The following is a 21,375-nucleotide window of genomic DNA, read 5'->3' as shown; positions in this document are numbered from 1 at the left end:
GCATAGCACATGTCGGGCGATCTGCTTTTAACGAAGCTGCCATACCAGAGCAATTCCGCCAGCCCCACCGCTGTAGTAGGGCATAAAGATGACCTGGTTCTGTTGTTTTCTATGAAAGCTTTGATCTATGATCTGTTGAAGTTTAGGGTATACCTGATAAACGATTTCAGTTGAAAGGATTCCTATACCTGCGCCTGCCAGCACATCAGACAACCAATGCCGGTCGTTGAGGATACGCAACGCGCCAGTAGCAGTCGCCACGGAATAACCCGCTACGCTGTACCAGATGCTGCGACTACCGTACTCCCTGTGAAAAAAAGTAGCATAGGCGAAAGCCTTGCTGGTATGGGCCGACGGAAAAGCGTCATCGCTTGAGCCATCTGGCCGGTTAATGGACGAAATAGTTTTGAGGTTATTCGTGAGCACCCGATTTAAGAAATGGGACATACCTAACAGTAATGCCTGTTCGGCATAATGGTGCTCCCCCTTCACGCCTGCCAGGTTAAGCCCGACCGTCAGTGCCACCGGCATCTGGTAAAGGTAATCATCCACTCGGGTATTAAAGCCGGAATACTCCTTTTGCACGACCCGTCGCAGCCCCCGGCTTCCTTCAAACAAGCCTTCGTCATCCATGTGGGTAACGCCCAAACCAATGAGCAATACAGGTATAGCAGCTCGCCTGGCTATGACGCTCAGCTTTTTTGGCCCGGCTACCTGCGCAGTGGTATCCGCTAACTGACTTACGACAGCTGTATCGGGGATGTGAGAAATGGTGGCAGCAGCTTGATGCGCCCATACCGATGCCGGCACTAAAAAAAACAGGACGTAGGCGTAAACGTGTAACTTCATAAGTCAGGCTTTTAGCTTACTATATACTAGCCGATTCTGAAGAAAATCTGATTTCTACTAAAAAAAAGCCGCTTTCTATCAAATAGTTAGCGGCTGTGAAATTATTTTAGCGTTATAGGGCCTGTTATTTAGCAGTGGCGGATACCATTTTTTCCTCCAGTTCCACCAAATCCTGCAGCAATTGCAGGCTTATTTTGCCCGGTGTGCCTGTGCCAATCAGCACATCATCTACCCGCACGATGGGCAAGATTCGTTTTGTGGTACTGGTCAGAAAGCATTCTTTGGCTTGCAGAACTTCTTCTAACCGGATGTCGCGCACCTCGGTCTTATACCTGTGACCAGCCAATGTGAGCACGTTTTTGCGGGTAATGCCCTTTAAGATGTTCTTAGCTGGTGTCACCACGGTATTGTCCTGCGTCACGAGGAAGAAATTGCAGCGCGGGAATTCAGAAACGACACCGTTTTTAGCATACAGCACTTCTTCTGTCCCACTGGCCTTTTGCTCCTGCAACAGGCGTATACCCATCGAGTAATTGATCGTTTTCACCTCCGGCACTTCACGTACGTAGTCGTGCGTCATGATCGGAATGCCTTTGGCCACTTTCTCAGCTGAAGGCAGCGTGAGCGGGAGTTGCGTGATGAGCAGATTGGGGTTCATCGGGGTAAAGCCATCCTCGGAGTAGCCGCCGGTCAGAATCATCTTCATCCCTGCTTCTGGTAACTGGTTGAGGTCTATGAGTTTGGCAATCACCTGCTGCAACTCTTCCCTTGACAAGGGTAGCTCCAGGTGCATCAGTTGTGCTGACTGGAAAAAGCGGTTCAGGTAATCATCCAGAAACAACGGACATCCTTGCTGCACTTTCACAAAGTCGAATACCCCGTAGCCGCGCTGCACGGAAAGGTCACTGACATGCAGTCGCGCCTCGCTCAGAGGTACGATCTGGCCTAGGTTATAGGCGAAAAGCTTATCGTTTGATGGCATTGTGTTTCTTTAGTAGTTTGATTACGGATTCGATTGGGAGCGCTTCTACGCTATGCTTGTCACGGCCGGTCATGGTCTCTGCCCGGAAAAGCGAATTGATGATCGCTTCTTCTGTTGCTTCGATCGTGGCCATGAAAAGGGGTGACATCTCATCGTTTCGGAGGAGGGTGAAGGTCTGTGTTTTTGCATCTGCGTTATAGGGTATACGCAAACCCTCGTTAGTAGAGAACGCGATCACATAGTCACCGCTCCCGTTGGAAGCGATTCCACCTGTTTTAGCCAGTCCCAGCATGGCTCTTTTGGCGATACGTTCCAAGTTGCGGGCGTCCAAAGGAGCATCAGTTGCCACCACGATCATGCAGGAACCGTCCGCACTTTCCAGCACTTGCTTGCTGTACGAAAACTTGCCTAACTCCTCTCCTACAGGTACGCCATCGATCTGCAGCACGCCTCCAAAATTACTCTGCACCAGCACACCCACGGTATAGCCTCCCAGGCTAGCGGGCAGTTTGCGCGATGCCGTGCCGATTCCTCCCTTATACCCGAAGCAGACTGTTCCGGTTCCTGCCCCTACATTACCTTCAGCCACTGTCCCGGTACTTGCCTTTTTGATCGCCTGCTGCACATGCTCTTCCCTTACAGGCATCCCCCGAATATCATTCAGGTAGCCGTCGTTTGTCTCCCCTACCAGCGCATTCACCGACTGCACCGTTTCATTGCCAGACTGCTGCAAGGTATAGCCGATCACTGCGTTCATGGCTGTGCCTACTCCTAAGGTGTTGGTTAGAATAATTGGCGATTCCAGGTTACCGAGTTCCTGCACCTGTGTGCTGCCAGCCAGTTTGCCAAAGCCATTGCCTACATACACCGCGGCTGGTATTTTATTTTGAAAGAGGTTTCCGTGATGCGGTAATATAGCCGTCACACCGGTCCGGATATTATCTCCCTGCACCAAAGTGGTATGCCCAACCCGCAGACCGGCCACATCTGTAATGGCATTGTGCGCACCGGGCTGCAACACTCCAATCCGGATGCCATAGTCGCGGGCCCGCTTACGTTCCTGTGCGCTTGCGTTTACCAATACTGCCATCATGAGTAAGCCTGTAAGAAGTATTTTCATGCCAGAGATCTGAGGAACTTTAACAGTAACTGCATGTCACTGCTATTATACCTTGAAAAGCCATTTTGTAAAAGAAATGGGCTTTGGTCTACACAATTAAGTAAAAAAGCCTTTGTTTTGCAGCATCTAAAATCCAATAAATTTATCAATGAAAAAAATAGTTTGTATTCTGCTACTTATACCTCTGTTTGTATCGCAGGCAATGGCCTGGGGACAAAACGGACACCGCGCCGTTGGCCTGATAGCAGAGCAGCACCTGAAGAAAAAAGCGCAGAAGAAAATCAACAGAATCCTGGCAGACAATTCACTGGCGGAAGTGTCGGTTTGGATGGATGATATTAAGTCAGACAAAGCCTACAACCACACCCACGACTGGCACTGGGTAACGGTACCGGGCGGCAAGACATACGATCAGACAGAGAAAAATCCGAATGGTGACATCATCATGAAGCTAGAGGAACTGGTGATTGTACTGAAAGCCGGCAATCTATCGGCACAGCAGGAAGAGGAGTATCTCAAGTACCTGGTGCACCTGGTAGGTGACCTCCACCAGCCGCTGCATGTGGGAAAAGAGGGCGATACAGGAGGGAATGCCGTGAAATTGCAGTGGTTCGGTCAGCCTTCCAACCTGCACCGGGTATGGGACAGCGACATGATCGACGGCAAAAGCCTGAGCTTTACGGAACTGGCCCGCTTTGTAGGTACTCCGTCTAAAGAGCAGGTAAAAACCTGGCAGTCTACCGGCATACGCGACTGGGCTTATGAGTCTGTTCAGCTACGTGAGCAGGTATACAGCATCCCGGAAGATGGCCGTCTGGGCTATCGCTACAGCTACGACAACTTCAGCACTGTGGAGCAGCGCATCCTGAAGGCGGGCGTTCGCCTGGCCGGTCTGCTGAACGAGATCTACGGCTAATCAGTCCAACATTTATACCTTCAAAAGATCCGGCAGCAGCCCCTTGTTGCCGGATCTTTTTATATCTACTACTGTGCCTCTATGCTCATTCAGCTTGATTTTTATAAAAAATAATAGGCCCTGAGCAAGCAGAAAGGCTATATTTCAAAATTTTTGCATAAAATTGTAACCTCCTATGAACGATTTACCGTTCAGGAGTGTCTAATCTGTAATAACAACAACATATCATGAGTAACGGAAAAGTAAAATTCTTTAATGAAACCAAAGGTTTCGGTTTTATCAAAGACAGTGAAACAAACGAAGAGTACTTCGTACACGTAACAGGTTTGATCGATGAGATCAGAGAAAACGACGAAGTAACATTCGAAGTAAAAGAAGGCAAAAAAGGACTAAACGCGGTAAATGTGAAACTGGCTTAGTCTGGTTATATATAAAGCGTAAATCAAGCAAAGGGCTCCACATCATGTGGGGCCCTTTGTCGTTTATAACTGCCGGGCCAGGTATAGCAGGTATGGAAGCTATCAAAATTCTTCTTAATTTGAGCTTTCTGAACCAATGCTATACCTATGAAATTCACATCAGCTAAAAAAACCATTTCGATGGTCGGAGTGCTGCTCGGTCTCTGTACGGCAGAGGCCTACGCCCAGCAAACGACTACTGCCTTCACCCGGCAAGACACCCTGCGTGGCACCATTACGCCGGAGCGCGCCTGGTGGGACCTCACCTATTACCACCTTGACATTAAAGTAAATCCGGCTGACAGCACGATTTATGGCAAGAACACAATTCGCTACAAAGTGCTGGATCCTTACCAGATCATGCAGATTGACCTACAACCCCCGATGCGAATGGAAAAGGTAATGCAGAACGGCAAACAACTGAATGTACGCCAGGAAGGCAACGCTTATTTTATCCAGCTTGTAGAGGCACAACACAATGGCGATCAAAATGAGGTGGAGGTATACTATGGTGGCAAGCCGCAGGTAAGTAAAAATCCGCCCTGGAGCGGCGGTATAACCTGGAAGCGTGATGCGCAAGGCAAACCATTTATTGCCAGCTCAAACCAGGGGGCTGGAGCCAGTTTGTGGTGGCCTTGCAAAGATCATATGTACGACGAGCCGGACAGCATGCTAATCAGTGTAGTTGTGCCGAAAGACCTGACCAATGTATCGAACGGCAGGCTTCGTGGCGTAGATGAGAACCCCGATGGCACACGTACTTTCCATTGGGCGGTCATTAACCCGATCAACAATTACGGTGTCAACATCAACATAGGCGACTATGTGCATTTTGGCGAGAAGTACCAGGGCGAAAAAGGTGTGTTGGATTGCGACTACTGGGTAATCCGCGATAATCTGGAGAAAGCAAAAGTACAGTTTAAGGATGTGCGCCGCACGTTGGATGCCTTTGAGCACTGGTTTGGACCTTATCCTTTTTATGAAGACAGCTACAAACTCGTAGAGGCCCCTTATTTAGGTATGGAGCACCAGAGTTCTGTAACGTACGGCAATGGCTACGCAAACGGCTACCGCGGTCGTGACCTGAGCGGCTCGGGCTGGGGTATGAAATTCGACTACATCATCATTCATGAAACAGGGCACGAGTGGTTTGCCAACAACATCACTTACAAGGATGTGGCCGATATGTGGATCCACGAGAGCTTCACGACTTATTCGGAGCCTTTGTTTGTAGAGTACCACTATGGCAAGCAGGCGGGCAGCGAATACGTGATCGGCATACGGCAGAACATACGAAACGACCGCCCGATTATTGGCCACTACAACGTAAACAAGAGCGGCTCCGGCGATATGTACCCAAAAGGCGCTAACATGCTCCATACCTTGCGCCAGGTCGTGAACGACGATGAAAAATGGCGTGGCATTTTGCGCGGACTCAACCGTGATTTCTATCACCAGACAGTGACAACCGGACAGATCGAAAATTACCTGTCGAAGCACACGGGTCGTGACCTGAGCCGCTTCTTCGACCAATACCTGCGCGACACCCGTTTACCTGCGCTGGAGTACAAACTGGAAAAGAAAAAACTAACCTACCGCTGGACCAATGTAGTAGAAGGTTTCGATATGCCGGTGAAGGTATACCTGAATGGCCAGGAACAATGGCTTGAACCGACTACCGATTGGAAAGAAATAAAAAAAGTAAAAGCCGGCACCAAACTGACTATCGATCCGAACTTCTATGTGCAGGAAGGGAAGGAAGTTTAGAAGTTTGAGAGTAGAGTACTCAGGAGTTTATTAAATATGTAAAAAGAAGGCCTGCCAGCAATAGCTGGCAGGCCTTCTGCTTTTATCAGGTTGGCTTTTCAACTCAGTAGCAACACGTGTATACCTAGGTATAGCTTAAGTTAGAAGCAAACATCAAAGTAGAACAAATGTGAACTCCTCAACTCTCAAACCCTCTGACTCCTTCACTCATTTCACTCCGATATCTTTGAGCGCTTGCTCCAGTTGCTTGTTCCAGTTGTCTTGGGCAACTTTGTCGAGCCCGTGGCGGGTTTCGGCGTCGTACTGCTCCTGCAACTGGTTCATCTCGCGGAAAGATTCGATGAACAGATACTGGATGTTGCTATTGTAGTCTGTTAGGGATAAGTCTTCTGATTTAATTTTCTGCTTGAAGCGCTCCGACACCAGTTTTACGATATCAAAATGCCGCTGCTCGTGATTGAGACCATAGGCATCTTTCGCATTTTCTTTTACCCAGGATGAGCTTTTGAGCACGTATACCTTCATGTTCAGATTCAGGTGAATAATACCGTCGCGTACTTCCGTCCGGCCCTCATAAGCAAAACTCGGAAAAACAGTGGCAGAGTAGCGGCTTGTCCGGTTAATGTCCGCCTTAAAATCGTTCCAGTTGAGCGGCCGGTTCGGGTCATAGAACACCGTGTCCTGATCCGGAGGGGACGTATAATCGCTGAAGCTCACTTCTATACCTTTGGCTAGTCTGGGATTGGTGTTAGCTTCGCGATCCATCCAGGTGTTTAGGTAACGCAGCGCCTCTACAATGGACTGACGCACAGCAGGTTCTGTTACTTCATTTCGGGCAACCGGCCTTTCGTAGCGCCCACCACCCTTATACTCCAGCAAGGGCACCGTCTCTCCCTCCCGCTCCATTTCAAAAGACATGACTACAGAAATGTTACCCGCTACCCGGCCAGATGCGGCAGGTTTTTCCTTCACCTGTAACTCCTTCAGCCGGATAATAATGGGTCGAAGGGATTTGTCTGCAGGCAGGCTTTTTTGGATAAAGGTGCGAAGTGCAGCATGCCCCCCGCCCTGAAAATCGACAGCTTGTACCTTTCCCGCTCCGCCAACCGGCAAGAGGTAGGCTACCGCATTGCGGTCAGTTCGGTCGTCGATCAGGTCAGCGATGTAAAACTCCCGGGGCGTAAAAGGGAGCTTCTCGGCACGCAGCCCAAGAGGCTCGGTGTTACGATCTATACCTGCGGCCTGAGTGTAGAAAAAAGCCAGCAGTAGCAGCATGCCAGACAAGCTGGTATAAAGTTTTATTGACATAAATTCATGTTCAGAAAATGGCCATTGACGCCTGAAGTTATACCTTTAACAGAAGCCCAAGCTGTTTTCGTTCAGTCAGCACGATTGGCTCTAGTCCCATAAACCCAACGCCAGCATTAAACTATTTTTTTGCAAACCAGTCTATACTTTTGACTATCTTAGCCTAACTATTCAGGTAAATCTTCATTGCTTTATGAAAACTTCATTTTATTTACGTCACCTACTGCTCTTCATCCTGATACTGGCGCCCTTGCTCACGATTGCGCAAAACGGCAACAGAAATAGTCGCCCGAGCCCGCCGGCGACTGCCTCCGGTAAAATTGGCGAAACCCAGGTAATCATTGAATACAGTAGCCCGGCAGTTAAAAACCGTAACATATGGGGTGAACTGGTACCTTACGGCAAAGTCTGGCGCGCCGGAGCCAATGAGGCAACAACCGTCGAATTCAGCCAGGATGTGCAGATCGAAGGACGTCACCTGGCCAAAGGAAAGTACAGCCTCTATACTATACCTGGCGAAAGCAACTGGACCGTGATTTTCAACAAAGCCACCGGACAATGGGGCACCGAGTACGACGAGCGGCAAGACGCCCTCCGGGTAAATGTGAAGCCGCGCAGTGCCGGTAAAATGCACGAGCGACTTAGCTATCATGTGGCCCGTAATGGCATCCTGATGCGCTGGGAAAACCTGGAGCTGCCTGTAAAGATAAAATAACCTTATTCCGAAAGCCGCCTATACCTGGTATAGCGCGGCTTTTTTTGTCATACCTCTAAAGCAATGCATCCATGATAAAACTACTGAAAAACACTTTTGCTGTCGGACTCTCCTTTTTAATGCTGATGAGCTGCGCCGGCACTGACGCATCCTCTACTTCATCAGGTGACCTAACTGTTTCGTCTGGCATGAGCGCTGTTCCCAATGAGACCAGCGCCACAGCAACTGTTACCGCTTCAAATCAGTCCGCCAATAATACGCAGCAAGCATCCGAACTGGAAGGCGCCTGGCGAACAACAGATGGACATGGCAATGAAGTGGTGATGCTCTTGCAGGATGGCTTCTTTACAATAGCTCGTTTCAACCAGCAAAACAAACTGTTCCTGGACACAAATGGTGGCACCTATACCGCGTCTAACGGCAAGTTTGAAATCAAATACGAATTCAACACCCTGGACTCAACGCAGGTCGGTACGACAAGATCAGCTGACTACAAACTGGAAAAAGATCAATGGATAATGGGCAAAGATGGGGTAACCGATACCTGGAACCGCATAAACGAAAGCAATAGCAAGTCTCCGCTGGCAGGTACCTGGCGCATTACCGGGCGCGAGCGCGACGGTCAGATGAACACCATGCGCCCCGGTGCGCGCAAGACACTGAAAGTACTTTCTGGCACCCGGTTTCAGTGGATCGCTTTTAACTCCGAGACAGGCCAGTTTTCTGGTACAGGCGGAGGAGCCTATTCCGCTGAAAATGGCAGGTATACCGAGAATATCGAATTCTTTTCACGAGACAATAGCCGGGTGGGTATGTCGCTCAGCTTTAATTTCGAAGTGAAAGACGGTAACTGGCACCACTCCGGCCAAAGCAGCACCGGCACCCAGGTAAACGAGATCTGGTCCCGCATCTCGAAAGATTAATTCCGGGCAGGTATGGCAGGTATAAGTTGGATATCTGCCAGCCTTTCCTGAAATTGATTCCGTAAATTTGCACCCCACTATGAAGGACACACTGGACCATTTGGTCGTGACAAAAGCTTCAGGCGAGAAAGTACTTTTCTCTGTAGGCAAACTCCGGCTCTCCCTCCTCAAATCCGGGGCAGACGAACAACTGGCCGACGAGGTAATCCGCCAGTTAGGTCCCGAACTCACCCAGGGCATTTCTACCAAAAAGATATACCGGAAAGCTTTTGGCATCCTGAAGCGGCTCTCCAATACGGCCGCTGCCCGCTATAGCTTGAAGCAAGGCATCATGCAACTGGGGCCTTCCGGCTATCCTTTCGAAAAGTTTGTGGCCGAATTACTGCGGGCACAGGGTTACATGACAGAAATTGGTGTCTTTGTAGACGGCCATTGCGTGCGCCACGAAATAGACGTGCTAGCAGTAAAGAATGGCAAGCGCGTTATGATCGAGTGCAAATACCACAACCTGCACCGCAACAAGTCGGACGTAAAAATCCCGATGTACATACTTTCCCGATTCAAAGACGTGGAGAAGATATGGCCATCAGAAAATGAGTTCGAAATACGCTTCCACGAAGTGTGGGTGATGACCAACACCCGCTTTACCGAAGATGCTATACGCTTTGCTTCCTGTATGCAAATGAAACTGATCGGTTGGGATTACCCGCACAAAGGGGGGCTCAAAGACATAGTTGATTCTTTTCGTCTCTACCCGCTCACCTGCCTGACTACCCTTACCAACGCAGAAAAGCAGCGATTGCTCGACTTGAAAATTGTGATGTGTAGTGAGTTGCTCCACCAAGAAGAATTCTTGCAACAGATTGGCCTGCGTAATGACCGCTCCAAACGCGTGTTGAAGGAAGTAGAGGCTCTTTGCAACAACATGTACAAGAGGTAATTATCGCAATATATAGCGGCACTTGCTAGAGCCTATCCCACAGGTATAGCACTGCCTGTCAACCCTTTCTCTTTTCCGCCCCAGCATATTTTTCAGTCCCCTGAAAAAAGCATCCAGATTAAGTTGATTGTACATTTCCCCGAGCGAGGCATTCTTTCCCCCTACTTTACTTACATCTTTGTAACTGATGTCTTTAAAGTGCTTGATGAACGGTTCTATGGTTGGCTGATTAGGTATAAGGTTTGCTGGAATCAGGAGAAAACACAATTTTGCCATCCCTTCCCCTAACGCAAGCTCATCTACATGGTTTTGACTTATATGCAATTCGATCTTACCTTAATACCAGTACATTCGGACGAAGAAATTAACTGCTTTGAGTCATAACATCAGTTCAAGGGAATGACCTGTTTTGAATAAACGAACTTATTTATAATATTTTTAAGTAATATTTAAATAATTCTTCGCCCTGTTTTGAAAAGCACTCGTATAACACCCTAACATTCAAGCATATATTACAAGATTACAGGAGGTTTTATGGGAACTGTCAGGCACATACTCCAAAAAAAGGGGAACAGAGTCATCTCTATTTCACCAGAAAGCACTGTTTACAGTGCGCTCGAAACCATGGTGGCACAGAACGTAGGCGCGCTCATTGTGATGGATCAAGGCAAGTTTTCAGGTATTTTCACCGAGCGTGACTACGCCCGTAAGGTTATCCTGAAAGGCAAGGCGTCGCGCGATACACTGGTGCGTGAAATTATGAGTGCGCATCCGGTGGTGGTGACACCCGACACGACCATAGACCAATGCATGGCCCTGATGACTGAAAAGTACATCCGCCATCTGCCTGTTATGGAGAATCAACAACTCGTAGGTTTGGTGTCTATCGGTGACATCGTGAAGTGCATGATTGACGAGCAAAAATGCATTATTGAAGACCTTGAGCACTATATAACCGGGCACCACGAGTAGTAGCCCGGATATCATTGATTAGGAGAAACCATGCAGGAAACAGCCGAAACAACAACCTTACTGTGGCCCCTGGCAGTGTATGGCGCCATTGTGCTTAGCCTGGTGCTACTTATACTGGGCCTTTCATACGTGCTGGGCCAGCGGGGAAATGCCCGTGCTACCGGTGAGCCCTACGAGGGCGGCATTGTAAGCGCAGGTGGTGCCCGTATCCGATTCTCCTCCCAGTTTTACATGGTAGCTATGCTGTTCGTGATTTTCGACGTAGAGACCATCTTTATTTTTGCCTGGGCCATTGCTTTCCCTGAACTGGGCTGGTATGGCTATTTCGGCGTGCTTGTCTTTATTGTGATGTTGGTGGTGGTGCTGGTATACGAGTGGCGCAACGGTGCCCTGGACTTCGGTCCGGATGGCAAGAAAATACTGGCCGCTTACAAACGATTGTTGCTGCAGAAGCCAAACCTTAACTGAGAATATAGACAGCGAAAAATAGTAGACAATTGAAAGACTAAAGATTGTTTGACCAAAGGTATAAGACTGTCAGTTAATACTTAAGTCTGAAAGATATAACAAAACACCCTACACTATGAAATGGTGGTTAAGCAAACCCGAGGCGCCGGCCAATGCCCTGACGGGCACCAGCTCTTACGAAGAGACTGTGCAGCAAAGCATCATGCTTACCACGCTGCAGGACCTGATAGGCTGGGGTCGCAAAAATTCCATGTGGCCTTTTCACTTTGGCCTCTCCTGCTGTTTTGTGGAGATGGCCACCAGCATGACGCCCAAGTATGACGTGGCCCGTTTCGGTGCGGAAGTTATACGGGGCACACCAAGGGAAGCCGACGTGATGATTATTGCCGGTACGGTCTTCATCAAAATGGCCCCGATTATCAAACGACTGCACGAGCAGATGATGGAACCGAAATGGGTGATTTCGATGGGTTCCTGCGCCAACTCAGGCGGCATGTACGACATTTACAGCGTAGTGCAGGGCGTGGACAAATTCCTGCCAGTGGATGTATACGTCCCCGGCTGTCCTCCCCGACCAGATGCCTTCATGGAAGGCCTGATGTTACTAGCTGACCGGGTAGGAAAAGAACGCCGCCCCTTGAGTTGGACCATTGGCGAACAAGGAGTAATCAGACCGGAAAAAATAGAAGTGAAAGCAGGTAAGAAAGAACGCTGGAGTCAAATGAATGAGTTTAAGTCACCGGATGAGCTTTAAGGATTTTAGTGCTTGTATGGATAGGTCGCGACCTGTCAGAATCGTGCACAGGGCTTGTTTGTCTGAATCTGGATGTACAGGATTTAAAGATTGACAGGATGCTCGATCACGATTAACATCCCCCTGCCCCCCTCAAAGGGGTAGTTTTGGCCGCTATCTTTTGACAGGTATAGGCTTCATAGCGAATACCACTGGCAGGTATATCAAGAGTAACTTGCCCCTTAGACTATAGAACAAATCGCTTTAATTAGGTGCACAACTGACGATTTTGTGTTTGAGCGGTCAGCGAGTTTGGGGAGTCTTGACTCTTTTGCTTACTGGGGGTAGGGGCCCTCTATTTTTCATCAAGACAAAAAGTAAGTGCCCGCCGCACAGGCGAAACTATGAAATAAGTTAGCAAGCTACAGCAGTTGCTACACTAGCAAGGTATAGGTATAAACTTAGCATAAAAAGAAAGAGAGTACATGAGTTAAGCATACATCAAATTTAACGGCCTCCTCCCATGAACAACAACAGCGGCATACTGGAGCAACTCAAGTCGCGGTACGGCGAAGAAACGTTCAAGCCTCAGACCACCAAGGATGACATTCTCACCCTCTGGCTCCCTGTGGACCATGTGCCGGAAGTGCTGAAATTCCTGAAGCACGACCTGCCGCAGCCTTTCCTCCTACTATTCGACCTGACGGCCATTGACGAACGCACCCGTAAACCCGAGAACGGCCATATACCTTACAGCTTCACGCTCATCTACCACCTCTTCTCTTTTGAGCGTAACACCTTCATCAGACTGAAAGCAGGACTCCGGGAAGACTTCCCGAAAGCACCGAGCATCAGCGGGCTCTGGCAAAACGCCAACTGGTACGAGCGCGAAGTATACGACATGTTCGGCATTCGCTTTGAAGGCCATCCGCACCTTTCCCGCATCCTGATGCCGCGCACGTGGGTGGGTCACCCGCTTCGTAAAGAGCACCCGGCTCGCGCCACCGAGATGGGTCCTTTTCAGCTGTATGATGATAAAATAGACCTGGAGCAATCGGCCTTGCAGTTCAAACCTGACGAATGGGGATTAGCACGGCAGAGCGACGACAGCGATTTCATGTTCCTGAACATCGGTCCGCAACACCCGGGCACACACGGCGTACTGCGCATCATTCTGCAGCTCGACGGCGAAGACATCGTGGACGCTATACCTGACATCGGCTTCCACCACCGGGGCGCTGAGAAAATGGGCGAGCGTCAGTCCTGGCATACCTACATCCCCTACACCGACCGCGTGGATTACCTCGGCGGTGTAATGAACAACCTAGCCTACCTGCAGGCCGTGGAGCAACTGGCAGGTATAGAAGTGCCGGAACGGGTGAAGTATATCCGGGTAATGTTGTGCGAGCTCTTCCGCATTGCCAGTCATCTGGTTTGGTACGGCACATTTGCACAGGACGTGGGCCAACTCTCGCCGGTGTTCTACATGTTCACCGACCGCGAAAAGATATTCGACATAATTGAAGGCATTTGCGGCGGCCGCATGCACCCCAACTGGTTCCGCATCGGCGGCGTGGCGCAGGACCTGCCCAAAGGCTGGGAACAGCTGGTTCAAAGGTTTATTGATTACTTCCCGAAACGGTTGAAAGAGTATGATGCGATGGTAATGAAGAACAGCCTCTTCAAAGCCCGCACCGTCGGCATTGGCATTTTCACCAAAGAAGAAGCGATAGAATGGGGCGTGACCGGACCAAACCTGCGCGCCTGCGGCTTCGAGTGGGATTTCCGCAAAATGCGCCCCTACTCCGGCTACGAGTTATTCGATTTCGAAGTACCCACCGCCACAAACGGCGACTGTTACGATCGTGCTGTGGTACGGGTAGCGGAAATGCGGCAGAGCCTGCGCATCATCGAACAATGCGTGAAGAACATGCCGGAAGGTCCTTACAAGTCCGAGCACCCTATCACCACGCCACCCGTCAAGCAAAACACCATGCACGATATCGAGACACTGATTACGCACTTTTTGGGTGTGACATGGGGACCAGTGATACCGCCGGGTGAAGCGATGAGTTGCATCGAAGCGACCAAAGGAGCCAACGGCTACTACTTAACCAGTGACGGGAACACCTCCCCTTACCGGGTACGCATCCGCACTCCCTCTTTCCCCCACATGCAAATGCTCCCCTATATCACCCGCGGCTATACCGTAGCGGATTTGCTCTCCATACTTGGCGCGATGGATTATGTATTGGCAGATATTGATAGATAATTCAAAAATTTAACACCCATGCTCACAACCGAAGAAAAACACAAAATCGACCACGAAATCAGCTTAGTGCCTTCGCCGAAGAACGCCTGTATCGAAGCGCTGAAAATCGTGCAGCAAAGCCATGGTTGGGTGTCGGACGAGAGCCTGAAGGATGTGGCAGATTATGTAGGGATGTCATCGGCGGAGCTCGACAGCGTGGCCACTTTCTACAACCTGATTTTCCGCAGACCGGTGGGGCGTCATGTGATTCTGTTGTGCGACAGCATCAGTTGCTGGGTGATGGGATATGAAGGTATACGCGACCGTCTTTACGAAAAACTCAATATCCAATACGGCCAGACCACCGAAGACGGCCGCTTTACTTTGCTACCCAATTGCTGCCTCGGCACTTGTGACCGGGCGCCTGCCCTTATGATTGACAACGATTTGTACCGTGACTTGACGGTGGAACAACTGGACGAGATTCTGGAAAAGTATACCTAAAACCCAAGCGGGCATACCCATGGAGAAGCCCCTGACCCAACACATTGTCCCCGGACGCGCCCCGCTCTCACTCAAAGAGTACGAGCAAGTGGGCGGCTACCAGTCGGTGCGCAAAATCCTCAAAGAGATGGCTCCTGCCGATGTACAGGATTTAGTCAAAGCATCTGACCTGCGGGGTCGCGGCGGGGCGGGCTTTAACACCGGCCTCAAATGGAGCTTCGTGCCGATGGGACCCGAAGCGGCCAAGCCGAAATACCTCGTGGCCAATGCCGACGAAATGGAGCCCGGCACCTTCAAGGACCGCGTGCTTCTGGAAGGCAATCCGCACCAGCTGATAGAAGGGATGATAGTCGCGGCCTACGCCATCGACGCGAGCATTTCCTACATCTTCCTGCGCTGGGCCTACAAAGTAGCGGCTAGGGAAATCATCAAAGCGCTCGACGAAGCCTACGAAGCGGGTTATCTCGGGGAAAACATTTTGGGCTCGGGCTTTAGTCTGGACATATACCTGCACACCGGCGTGGGCAGGTATATGTGCGGGGAGGAAACGGCTTTGCTTAACGCCCTTGAAGGCAAACGGGCAAACCCGCGGGCAAAACCACCATTTCCGCAAGTGAGCGGTCTGTTTGGCAAACCTACTATCGTGAACAACGTGGAGACGCTTTGCTGTCTGCCGCACATCATCAACAACGGAGCGGAGTGGTTTAAAGGCCTGAGCAAAACCGGAGATGCCGGCACGAAACTCTACGGCATCAGCGGCCGTGTGAAAACCCCCGGTTGCTGGGAGCTGCCGATGGGCACCACTATCCGCGAGCTCATTGAAGAACACGGCGGCGGCATGCAGGATGGGTACTTGTTCAAAGGCCTTTTGCCGGGCGGTGCTTCCACGGATTTTCTGGTGGAAGAGCACCTCGACCTTCCTATGGATTATACCGCCATTCAGGCAGCCGGTAGTCGCATGGGTACGGGCACGATGATAATTCTGGATGACCAGACCTGCCCGGTGGGTTTTGTGCACAACCTGCAGCATTTCTTTGCGCAGGAATCCTGCGGTTTTTGTACCCCTTGCCGTGAAGGCTTGCCTTGGGTAGAGAAAATACTCTTGGCTATCGACCGGGGTGAAGGCAAACCCGAGCACCTCCTCACATTAGACTTTCATACCAAATACCTCGGCCCCGGCAACACGTTTTGTGCCCTTGCCCCCGGCGCCATGGAACCCCTGCAGAGCGCTCTGAAATACTTCAGAGAAGATTTTGAACGACACATTCACGAACACCACTGTCCCTGGAGCAAAGCGAAAGTATGGCAACCATCTATATAGACGACAAATCCTACGAAGTACCCACCGGCAAAAATCTGTTGGAAGCCTGCCTCACCCTTGGCAAGGACCTTCCCTACTTTTGCTGGCATCCGGCTATGGGCTCTATCGGCGCTTGCCGCCAGTGCGCCGTGAAGGTATACAAGGACGATAACGACACCAAGGGCAAGCTCTTTATGTCGTGTATGGAACAGGTGCGCGACGGCATGCGCATCTCCATCGCAGATATGGAAGCCAAAGAATTCCGGGCGCACGTCATCGGCTGGCTGATGACGAACCACCCGCACGACTGCGCTGTGTGCGACGAAGGCGGTGCCTGTCACCTGCAGGACATGACCGTGATGACGGGCCACAATTACCGCGCCTACCGCTTCGACAAGCGCACCTATATCAACCAGTACCTTGGCCCCTTCATCAACCACGAAATGAACCGCTGTATACAGTGCTACCGCTGTGTGCGCTACTATAAGGACTATGCAGGCGGCAAAGACCTCGATGTGTTCGCTGCGCACAACCACCTGTATTTTGGTCGTCATGAAGACGGTGTTCTGGAGAGCGAGTTCAGCGGCAATCTCGTGGAAGTCTGTCCGACCGGCGTGTTCACAGACAAAACCCTGAAACAGCACTATACCCGCAAATGGGACCTTACCATGGCGCCATCCGTGTGCCACCACTGCAGCCTTGGTTGCAACATTTCGGCAGGTGAGCGCTACGGCACTTTGCGCAACATCACCAACAGGTACAACGGCGAAGTGAACGGCTACTTCCTCTGCGACCGCGGCCGTTTCGGCTACGAGCACGTGAACCACGTAGGCCGAATCCGAAAGCCGCTGGTGCGTGCACAACTGCCTGAAGCCACTGACAAGTATACCGCCCTACAGGCAGCCGCAGCGGCATTCCGTACCGGCAGTGTGATTGGCATTGGTTCGCCACGGGCTTCGCTGGAGTCGAATTTCATGCTGAAAACTTTGGTTGGCGATGACAATTTCCATGACGGAGTATCTGATAACGAGCACGATTTAGTTTGTCTGGCGCTCAAGATATTGAAAGAAGGTGCTGCCCGCACGCCATCCTTGTGGGAAGTGGAGCAAGCCGACGCCGTATTCATTCTGGGTGAAGACCTACTCAACACTGCTCCCATGCTGGCGTTGGCTGTGCGGCAATCGGTACGCAAGCAACCATCGCTCGAACATATCTCTAAAGCCAACATACCGGTTTGGCAGGATGCAGCAGTACGGGAGCTAATGCAGGACGAAATGGGACCCCTCTTCATCGCCACCCTCCACGACACCAAATTCGAAGAAATCGCCACCCATACCTACCACGACTCACCGGATGCCATCGCGCGACTGGGTTTTGCGGTAGCCAACTTTATTCAAGTCGATTTTCCGGAAGTGCCCGGACTAAACGAAGACGAAATTCAGCTGGCACGGCAAATTGCTGACACGCTGATGGCAGCGAAAAAACCGCTGTTGATTTCCGGCACGCACTGCGGTAGCGAACGAGTACTAATGGCTACGGCAAATATTGCCAATGCGCTGGTGGCGAAAGAAAAGGAAGCGGGCATTGTGCTTACCCTGCCCGAATGCAACAGCATGGGCCTCGCGATGCTGGGCGGTCACAGACTGGAGTCAGCTTTCGGAGCGATACTCAATGGCTACGCCGATACCGTCATCATATTGGAAAACGACCTTTACCGCAGAGCCAATGAAGGTATGGTGACCAATTTTCTGAAGACCGCCAAGAACGTGATTGTGCTCGACCACCTGCACAACGCTACCACCGAAGTAGCGCAGATTTTACTCGCAGCCGGCACCTTCGCAGAAGCCGATGGCACGCTGATTAACAACGAAGGGCGGGCACAGCGCTTCTTTCAGGTATACCCAACTGGTGAAGACCTGCAGGAAAGCTGGCGCTGGCTCGGGGAATTAGGCACTTTGCTGCACCACGACCGCATCAGTCACTGGCACGGCTTCGACGACGTGCTGCAAGCCATGGTGAAAGAAATGCCGGAGTTCAAAGGGATAGACGCAGTGGCGCCGGGTACTGACTTCCGCATTGCCGGTCAGAAAATACCACGGGCACCGCACCGTTTCAGCGGCCGCACCGCCATGCTGGCCAACATCAACGTGAACGAGCCCAAACCGCCGGTTGACCCCGACGCGCCACTTTCCTATACCATGGAAGGCTACCGCGGCCAACCGCCTTCATCTATCATTCCGTTTTTCTGGGCACCGGGCTGGAACTCGTCACAGGCCACCAATAAGTACCAACAGGAAGTAGGCGGCCACCTGAAAGGCGGAGACCCGGGTCTGCGCTTAATCAAACCGGATACATCCAAAACGGCACCATTTACCCAAACGGTACCGCAGAAATTCCAGCCGCTGGAAGGTCACCTGTACATGCTGCAGCTCCACCACATTTTCGGTTCTGAAGAGCTCAGCATGCACTCCCCGCCCATCGTGGAGCGGGCGCCGGAGCCTTATGTCTTACTTAACGAAGAAGACGCCATCCAGATGAAACTGCAGGAAGGCCAGAGCCTGAGCTTCACCATCGAAGGGCAGGTATACCAACTGCCTGTGAAAATAAGTCCGATTATCCGCAGCGGCACTGCAGGTATGCCCGCCGGATTGCCGGGTATACCTTATGCCGAATTGCCTGCGTGGGCCATACTTAACCGAGAACTCAAATGGAAACAGCAACCCCAAACTACTTACTGATTATCGGCGGCGTGCTCTTCGTCATGCTCAACGTAGCGGCATTGCTGATCTGGGTCGAGCGACGCGGTCTGGCTTTATTGCAGGACCGCTATGGACCCAACCGCGCCGGCCCCTTCGGCCTGCTGATCGTGGCAGCTGACTCCATCAAACTGTTTTTCAAACAGGACTGGATTCCACCCTTCGCTGACAAGCCGGTGTTCATTCTGGCCCCAGTCATTGTGGTGGTCACGGTACTGATGTCCTTCGTCGTGATTCCCTTTGCGCCGGGCATCGTCGTGGCCGACCTGAATATCGGTTTGCTGTTCTTTCTGGCGATGTCCTCGATGGGCGCTTACAGCATTATTTTGGGTGGCTGGGCCTCTAACAACAAGTATAGCTTACTCGGTGCCATGCGCGGGGCGGCGCAGATGATTTCCTACGAAGTGTTCATGGGTCTCTCGCTGATGGGCGTGGTGCTGATGGCAGGTTCGTTCAGCCTGAGCGAGATTGTGGAAGCGCAGCGGGGTCTGTGGTTCGTGGTGCCGCAAATCATAGGGTTCGTCATCTTCTTCATTGCAGGTATAGCCGAAACACACCGCCTGCCTTTCGACGTGCCGGAAGCCGAAAGTGAGCTCGTGGCCGGTTTCCACTCGGAGTACTCGGGTATGAAATTCGGCATGTTCTTCATTGGCGAGTACATGGGCATCACCCTGATTTCATGTATGATGGTGGTGCTGTTTTTCGGCGGCTGGCTCGGCCCGGATTTCCTGCCGCCCATCGTATGGTTTATTTTGAAAACTGCTTTCTTCCTTGGCATTTTTATCCTGTTAAGAGCCTCCATGCCAAGACCGAGATACGACCAATTGATGGAGTATGGCTGGAAATATTTGTTGCCGCTAACGCTGTTGAATTTGGTGGTGACGGCGGGGGTTTTGCTGTGGCTGAATGATGGGTATAGGTAATAATAAAAATGTCATTTCGAACGGAAGTGAGAAATCTGAAGAGACCAATAATCCAGATTTCCTGCTTTGCTCGAAATGACAATAAACGATAAACGAAAGGAGCACTTATGTTTAGTTTATTGCGCAGTATGTGGCTCACGTTTCTGCATGTGTTTCACAAGCGGGAAACCATCCAGTATCCGGAGCAAAAGGCCATTCTCCCGACCCGCTGGCGTGGCCGAATAGTATTGTCGCGCGACCCGGATGGGGGCGAACGCTGCGTGGCCTGCAACCTCTGCGCCGCCGCCTGCCCCGTGGATTGCATTGCCCTGCAGGCCACCGAAGACCCGACCGGCCGACGCTATCCCGAGTTCTTCCGCATTAACTTTTCGCGCTGCATCTTCTGCGGTTTCTGCGAAGACGCCTGCCCGACTTATGCCATCCAATTAATACCTGATTTTGAGATGGGGGAATATAACCGACAGAACCTCGTCTACGAGAAGAAGGACCTCCTCATCAACGGACAAGGCAAGTACCACGGCTACAACTACTACAAGGTAGCGGGCTTGGCCATCGGCGGGAAAGGCAAAGGCGAAGCCGAGAACGAAGCACCTCCGGTTGACATCAGAAGTTTAATCCCCTAACCTATGGAACTCACATTTTATATAGCTGCAGCCGTCGCCGTGCTGGCAACCATCATGGTCATCACGCGCTTTAACATGATTCATGCCCTGCTTTACCTCGTGGTGTCTTTTCTAGCCGTCGCGGTGGTGTTCCTGACCTTGGGAGCCCCCTTTATGGCCGCCCTTGAAGTCATCGTCTATGCCGGGGCCATCGTGGTGCTTATCATTTTTGTCATCATGATGCTCAGCCTCACCCGCGAAGATGTGGAACAGGAAAAGGCTTGGCTGCAACCCAAACTCTGGCTAGGGCCTGCCCTGCTCTCTTTTGCCTTGCTGGCTGAGCTGGTATACCTTTTGGTCATCGCCGAAATGCCCGCCGCTCCTGCCGCCGCCAGCTACGTCGATGCCCGCGCTGTCGGCTTGGCCTTGTATGGACCTTATGTGCTGGGCGTGCAGCTATCCGGTATTCTGTTGATGGCAGGTATAGTGGGCGCGTACCACTTGGGCCGCCAGAAGAAGAAAGTCATTCACCGCTTCTTGCAGGAAAAGGAACCGCAAAAAGAAAGGAGCGCTGCTATATGACCACTATACCAATGGAAACCGGTTTGTTGCTGGCGGGCGTGCTGTTCATGCTCGGGCTTATCAGTGTGATGATTCGCCGCAATATCATTTTCATGCTCATTTCGGTGGAGATAATGCTGAATGCTGCCGGGCTGGCCTTTATCGTGGCGGGTAATCACTGGGCGCAGCCGGACGGACAGATTATGTTCATCTTCATCCTCACGATGGCCGCCGCCGAAGTGTCGGTTGGTCTGGCCCTGATACTGCAGATTCATCACCAGCTGAAGACGCTCAACAGCGACGCGGCTAACTTTATGAAAGGATAAA

21 protein-coding genes are annotated in these 21,375 nt (G+C 51.2%); 17 read left to right on the top strand and 4 right to left on the bottom strand.

Annotated features, from left to right (window positions below):
• Window positions 1-27: 27 nt before the first annotated feature.
• The 3 genes from K3G39_RS01585 to K3G39_RS01575 form a co-directional block, all read right to left on the bottom strand.
• Entirely contained in the window at window positions 28-849 is an 822-nt protein-coding gene (locus K3G39_RS01585) for a phosphatase PAP2 family protein (protein WP_220624405.1), read from the bottom strand.
• 124 nt (window positions 850-973) lie between these two features.
• Window positions 974-1,831 (bottom strand): aminotransferase class IV, encoded by an 858-nt coding sequence (locus K3G39_RS01580; RefSeq protein ID WP_220624404.1) that lies wholly within the window; start codon window positions 1,829-1,831, stop codon window positions 974-976.
• A complete protein-coding gene (locus tag K3G39_RS01575) occupies window positions 1,815-2,951 on the bottom strand; it encodes a P1 family peptidase (protein ID WP_220624403.1) in 1,137 nt (378 codons plus the stop codon). The genes K3G39_RS01580 and K3G39_RS01575 overlap by 17 nt, the downstream gene beginning before the upstream one ends.
• Before the next feature lie 148 nt (window positions 2,952-3,099).
• Between K3G39_RS01575 and K3G39_RS01570 the strand changes: the two genes are divergently transcribed.
• The 3 genes from K3G39_RS01570 (at window position 3,100) to K3G39_RS01560 (ending at window position 6,092) form a co-directional block, all read left to right on the top strand.
• On the top strand, window positions 3,100-3,867 hold the full coding sequence (locus tag K3G39_RS01570; protein WP_220624402.1) for a S1/P1 nuclease: 768 nt from the start codon (window positions 3,100-3,102) through the stop codon (window positions 3,865-3,867).
• A gap of 227 nt (window positions 3,868-4,094) precedes the next feature.
• Window positions 4,095-4,286 carry a cold-shock protein gene (locus K3G39_RS01565; RefSeq protein ID WP_007659836.1) on the top strand — a complete coding sequence of 64 codons (192 nt, stop codon included), beginning with the start codon at window positions 4,095-4,097 and terminating at the stop codon, window positions 4,284-4,286.
• A gap of 147 nt (window positions 4,287-4,433) precedes the next feature.
• Window positions 4,434-6,092, top strand: a complete 1,659-nt coding sequence (locus K3G39_RS01560) for a M1 family metallopeptidase (protein WP_255593730.1) — start codon at window positions 4,434-4,436, stop codon at window positions 6,090-6,092.
• A gap of 207 nt (window positions 6,093-6,299) precedes the next feature.
• Here K3G39_RS01560 and K3G39_RS01555 read toward each other — a convergent pair whose 3' ends face one another.
• A complete protein-coding gene (locus K3G39_RS01555) occupies window positions 6,300-7,400 on the bottom strand; it encodes a hypothetical protein (RefSeq protein ID WP_220624401.1) in 1,101 nt (366 codons plus the stop codon).
• A gap of 193 nt (window positions 7,401-7,593) precedes the next feature.
• Between K3G39_RS01555 and K3G39_RS01550 the strand changes: the two genes are divergently transcribed.
• The 14 genes from K3G39_RS01550 to nuoK all read left to right on the top strand — a co-directional run bounded on the left by K3G39_RS01550 (window position 7,594) and on the right by nuoK (window position 21,374).
• Window positions 7,594-8,115 (top strand): DUF2911 domain-containing protein, encoded by a 522-nt coding sequence (locus K3G39_RS01550; RefSeq protein WP_220624400.1) that lies wholly within the window; start codon window positions 7,594-7,596, stop codon window positions 8,113-8,115.
• A 71-nt stretch (window positions 8,116-8,186) separates the two neighbouring features.
• Window positions 8,187-9,038, top strand: a complete 852-nt coding sequence (locus tag K3G39_RS01545) for a membrane or secreted protein (protein ID WP_220624399.1) — start codon at window positions 8,187-8,189, stop codon at window positions 9,036-9,038.
• Between the two features lie 79 nt (window positions 9,039-9,117).
• Entirely contained in the window at window positions 9,118-9,978 is an 861-nt protein-coding gene (locus tag K3G39_RS01540; protein WP_220624398.1) for a restriction endonuclease, read from the top strand.
• 534 nt (window positions 9,979-10,512) lie between these two features.
• The gene (locus tag K3G39_RS01535) at window positions 10,513-10,950 is read left to right on the top strand and encodes a CBS domain-containing protein (protein WP_220624397.1); all 438 of its coding nucleotides are present in this window, start codon (window positions 10,513-10,515) and stop codon (window positions 10,948-10,950) included.
• Between the two features lie 30 nt (window positions 10,951-10,980).
• Window positions 10,981-11,418 carry an NADH-quinone oxidoreductase subunit A gene (locus K3G39_RS01530; protein ID WP_220624396.1) on the top strand — a complete coding sequence of 146 codons (438 nt, stop codon included), beginning with the start codon at window positions 10,981-10,983 and terminating at the stop codon, window positions 11,416-11,418.
• Between the two features lie 115 nt (window positions 11,419-11,533).
• The gene (locus K3G39_RS01525) at window positions 11,534-12,172 is read left to right on the top strand and encodes an NADH-quinone oxidoreductase subunit B (protein ID WP_220624395.1); all 639 of its coding nucleotides are present in this window, start codon (window positions 11,534-11,536) and stop codon (window positions 12,170-12,172) included.
• A 502-nt stretch (window positions 12,173-12,674) separates the two neighbouring features.
• Entirely contained in the window at window positions 12,675-14,423 is a 1,749-nt protein-coding gene (nuoC, locus tag K3G39_RS01520; RefSeq protein WP_220624394.1) for an NADH-quinone oxidoreductase subunit C/D, read from the top strand.
• An 18-nt stretch (window positions 14,424-14,441) separates the two neighbouring features.
• On the top strand, window positions 14,442-14,906 hold the full coding sequence (gene nuoE, locus K3G39_RS01515; protein WP_220624393.1) for an NADH-quinone oxidoreductase subunit NuoE: 465 nt from the start codon (window positions 14,442-14,444) through the stop codon (window positions 14,904-14,906).
• 19 nt (window positions 14,907-14,925) lie between these two features.
• Window positions 14,926-16,227, top strand: a complete 1,302-nt coding sequence (gene nuoF / locus K3G39_RS01510) for an NADH-quinone oxidoreductase subunit NuoF (protein WP_220624392.1) — start codon at window positions 14,926-14,928, stop codon at window positions 16,225-16,227.
• Window positions 16,209-18,944 (top strand): NADH-quinone oxidoreductase subunit NuoG, encoded by a 2,736-nt coding sequence (nuoG, locus tag K3G39_RS01505; RefSeq protein ID WP_220624391.1) that lies wholly within the window; start codon window positions 16,209-16,211, stop codon window positions 18,942-18,944. Before nuoF ends, nuoG begins: the two co-directional genes overlap by 19 nt.
• The gene (gene nuoH / locus K3G39_RS01500; RefSeq protein ID WP_220624390.1) at window positions 18,914-19,885 is read left to right on the top strand and encodes an NADH-quinone oxidoreductase subunit NuoH; all 972 of its coding nucleotides are present in this window, start codon (window positions 18,914-18,916) and stop codon (window positions 19,883-19,885) included. Before nuoG ends, nuoH begins: the two co-directional genes overlap by 31 nt.
• Before the next feature lie 107 nt (window positions 19,886-19,992).
• Entirely contained in the window at window positions 19,993-20,508 is a 516-nt protein-coding gene (nuoI, locus tag K3G39_RS01495; RefSeq protein ID WP_220624389.1) for an NADH-quinone oxidoreductase subunit NuoI, read from the top strand.
• 3 nt (window positions 20,509-20,511) lie between these two features.
• Window positions 20,512-21,069 carry an NADH-quinone oxidoreductase subunit J gene (gene nuoJ / locus K3G39_RS01490; protein ID WP_220624388.1) on the top strand — a complete coding sequence of 186 codons (558 nt, stop codon included), beginning with the start codon at window positions 20,512-20,514 and terminating at the stop codon, window positions 21,067-21,069.
• Window positions 21,066-21,374, top strand: a complete 309-nt coding sequence (nuoK, locus tag K3G39_RS01485) for an NADH-quinone oxidoreductase subunit NuoK (RefSeq protein WP_220624387.1) — start codon at window positions 21,066-21,068, stop codon at window positions 21,372-21,374. The genes nuoJ and nuoK overlap by 4 nt, the downstream gene beginning before the upstream one ends.
• Window position 21,375: the final 1 nt, after the last annotated feature.

The organism is Pontibacter sp. HSC-14F20, from assembly GCF_019599265.1.
In the GTDB taxonomy this organism is placed as follows: Bacteria; Bacteroidota; Bacteroidia; order Cytophagales; family Hymenobacteraceae; genus Pontibacter.
Note: the sequence above shows the minus strand (reverse complement) of the source record. Positions and strands in the feature narration are given on the sequence as shown.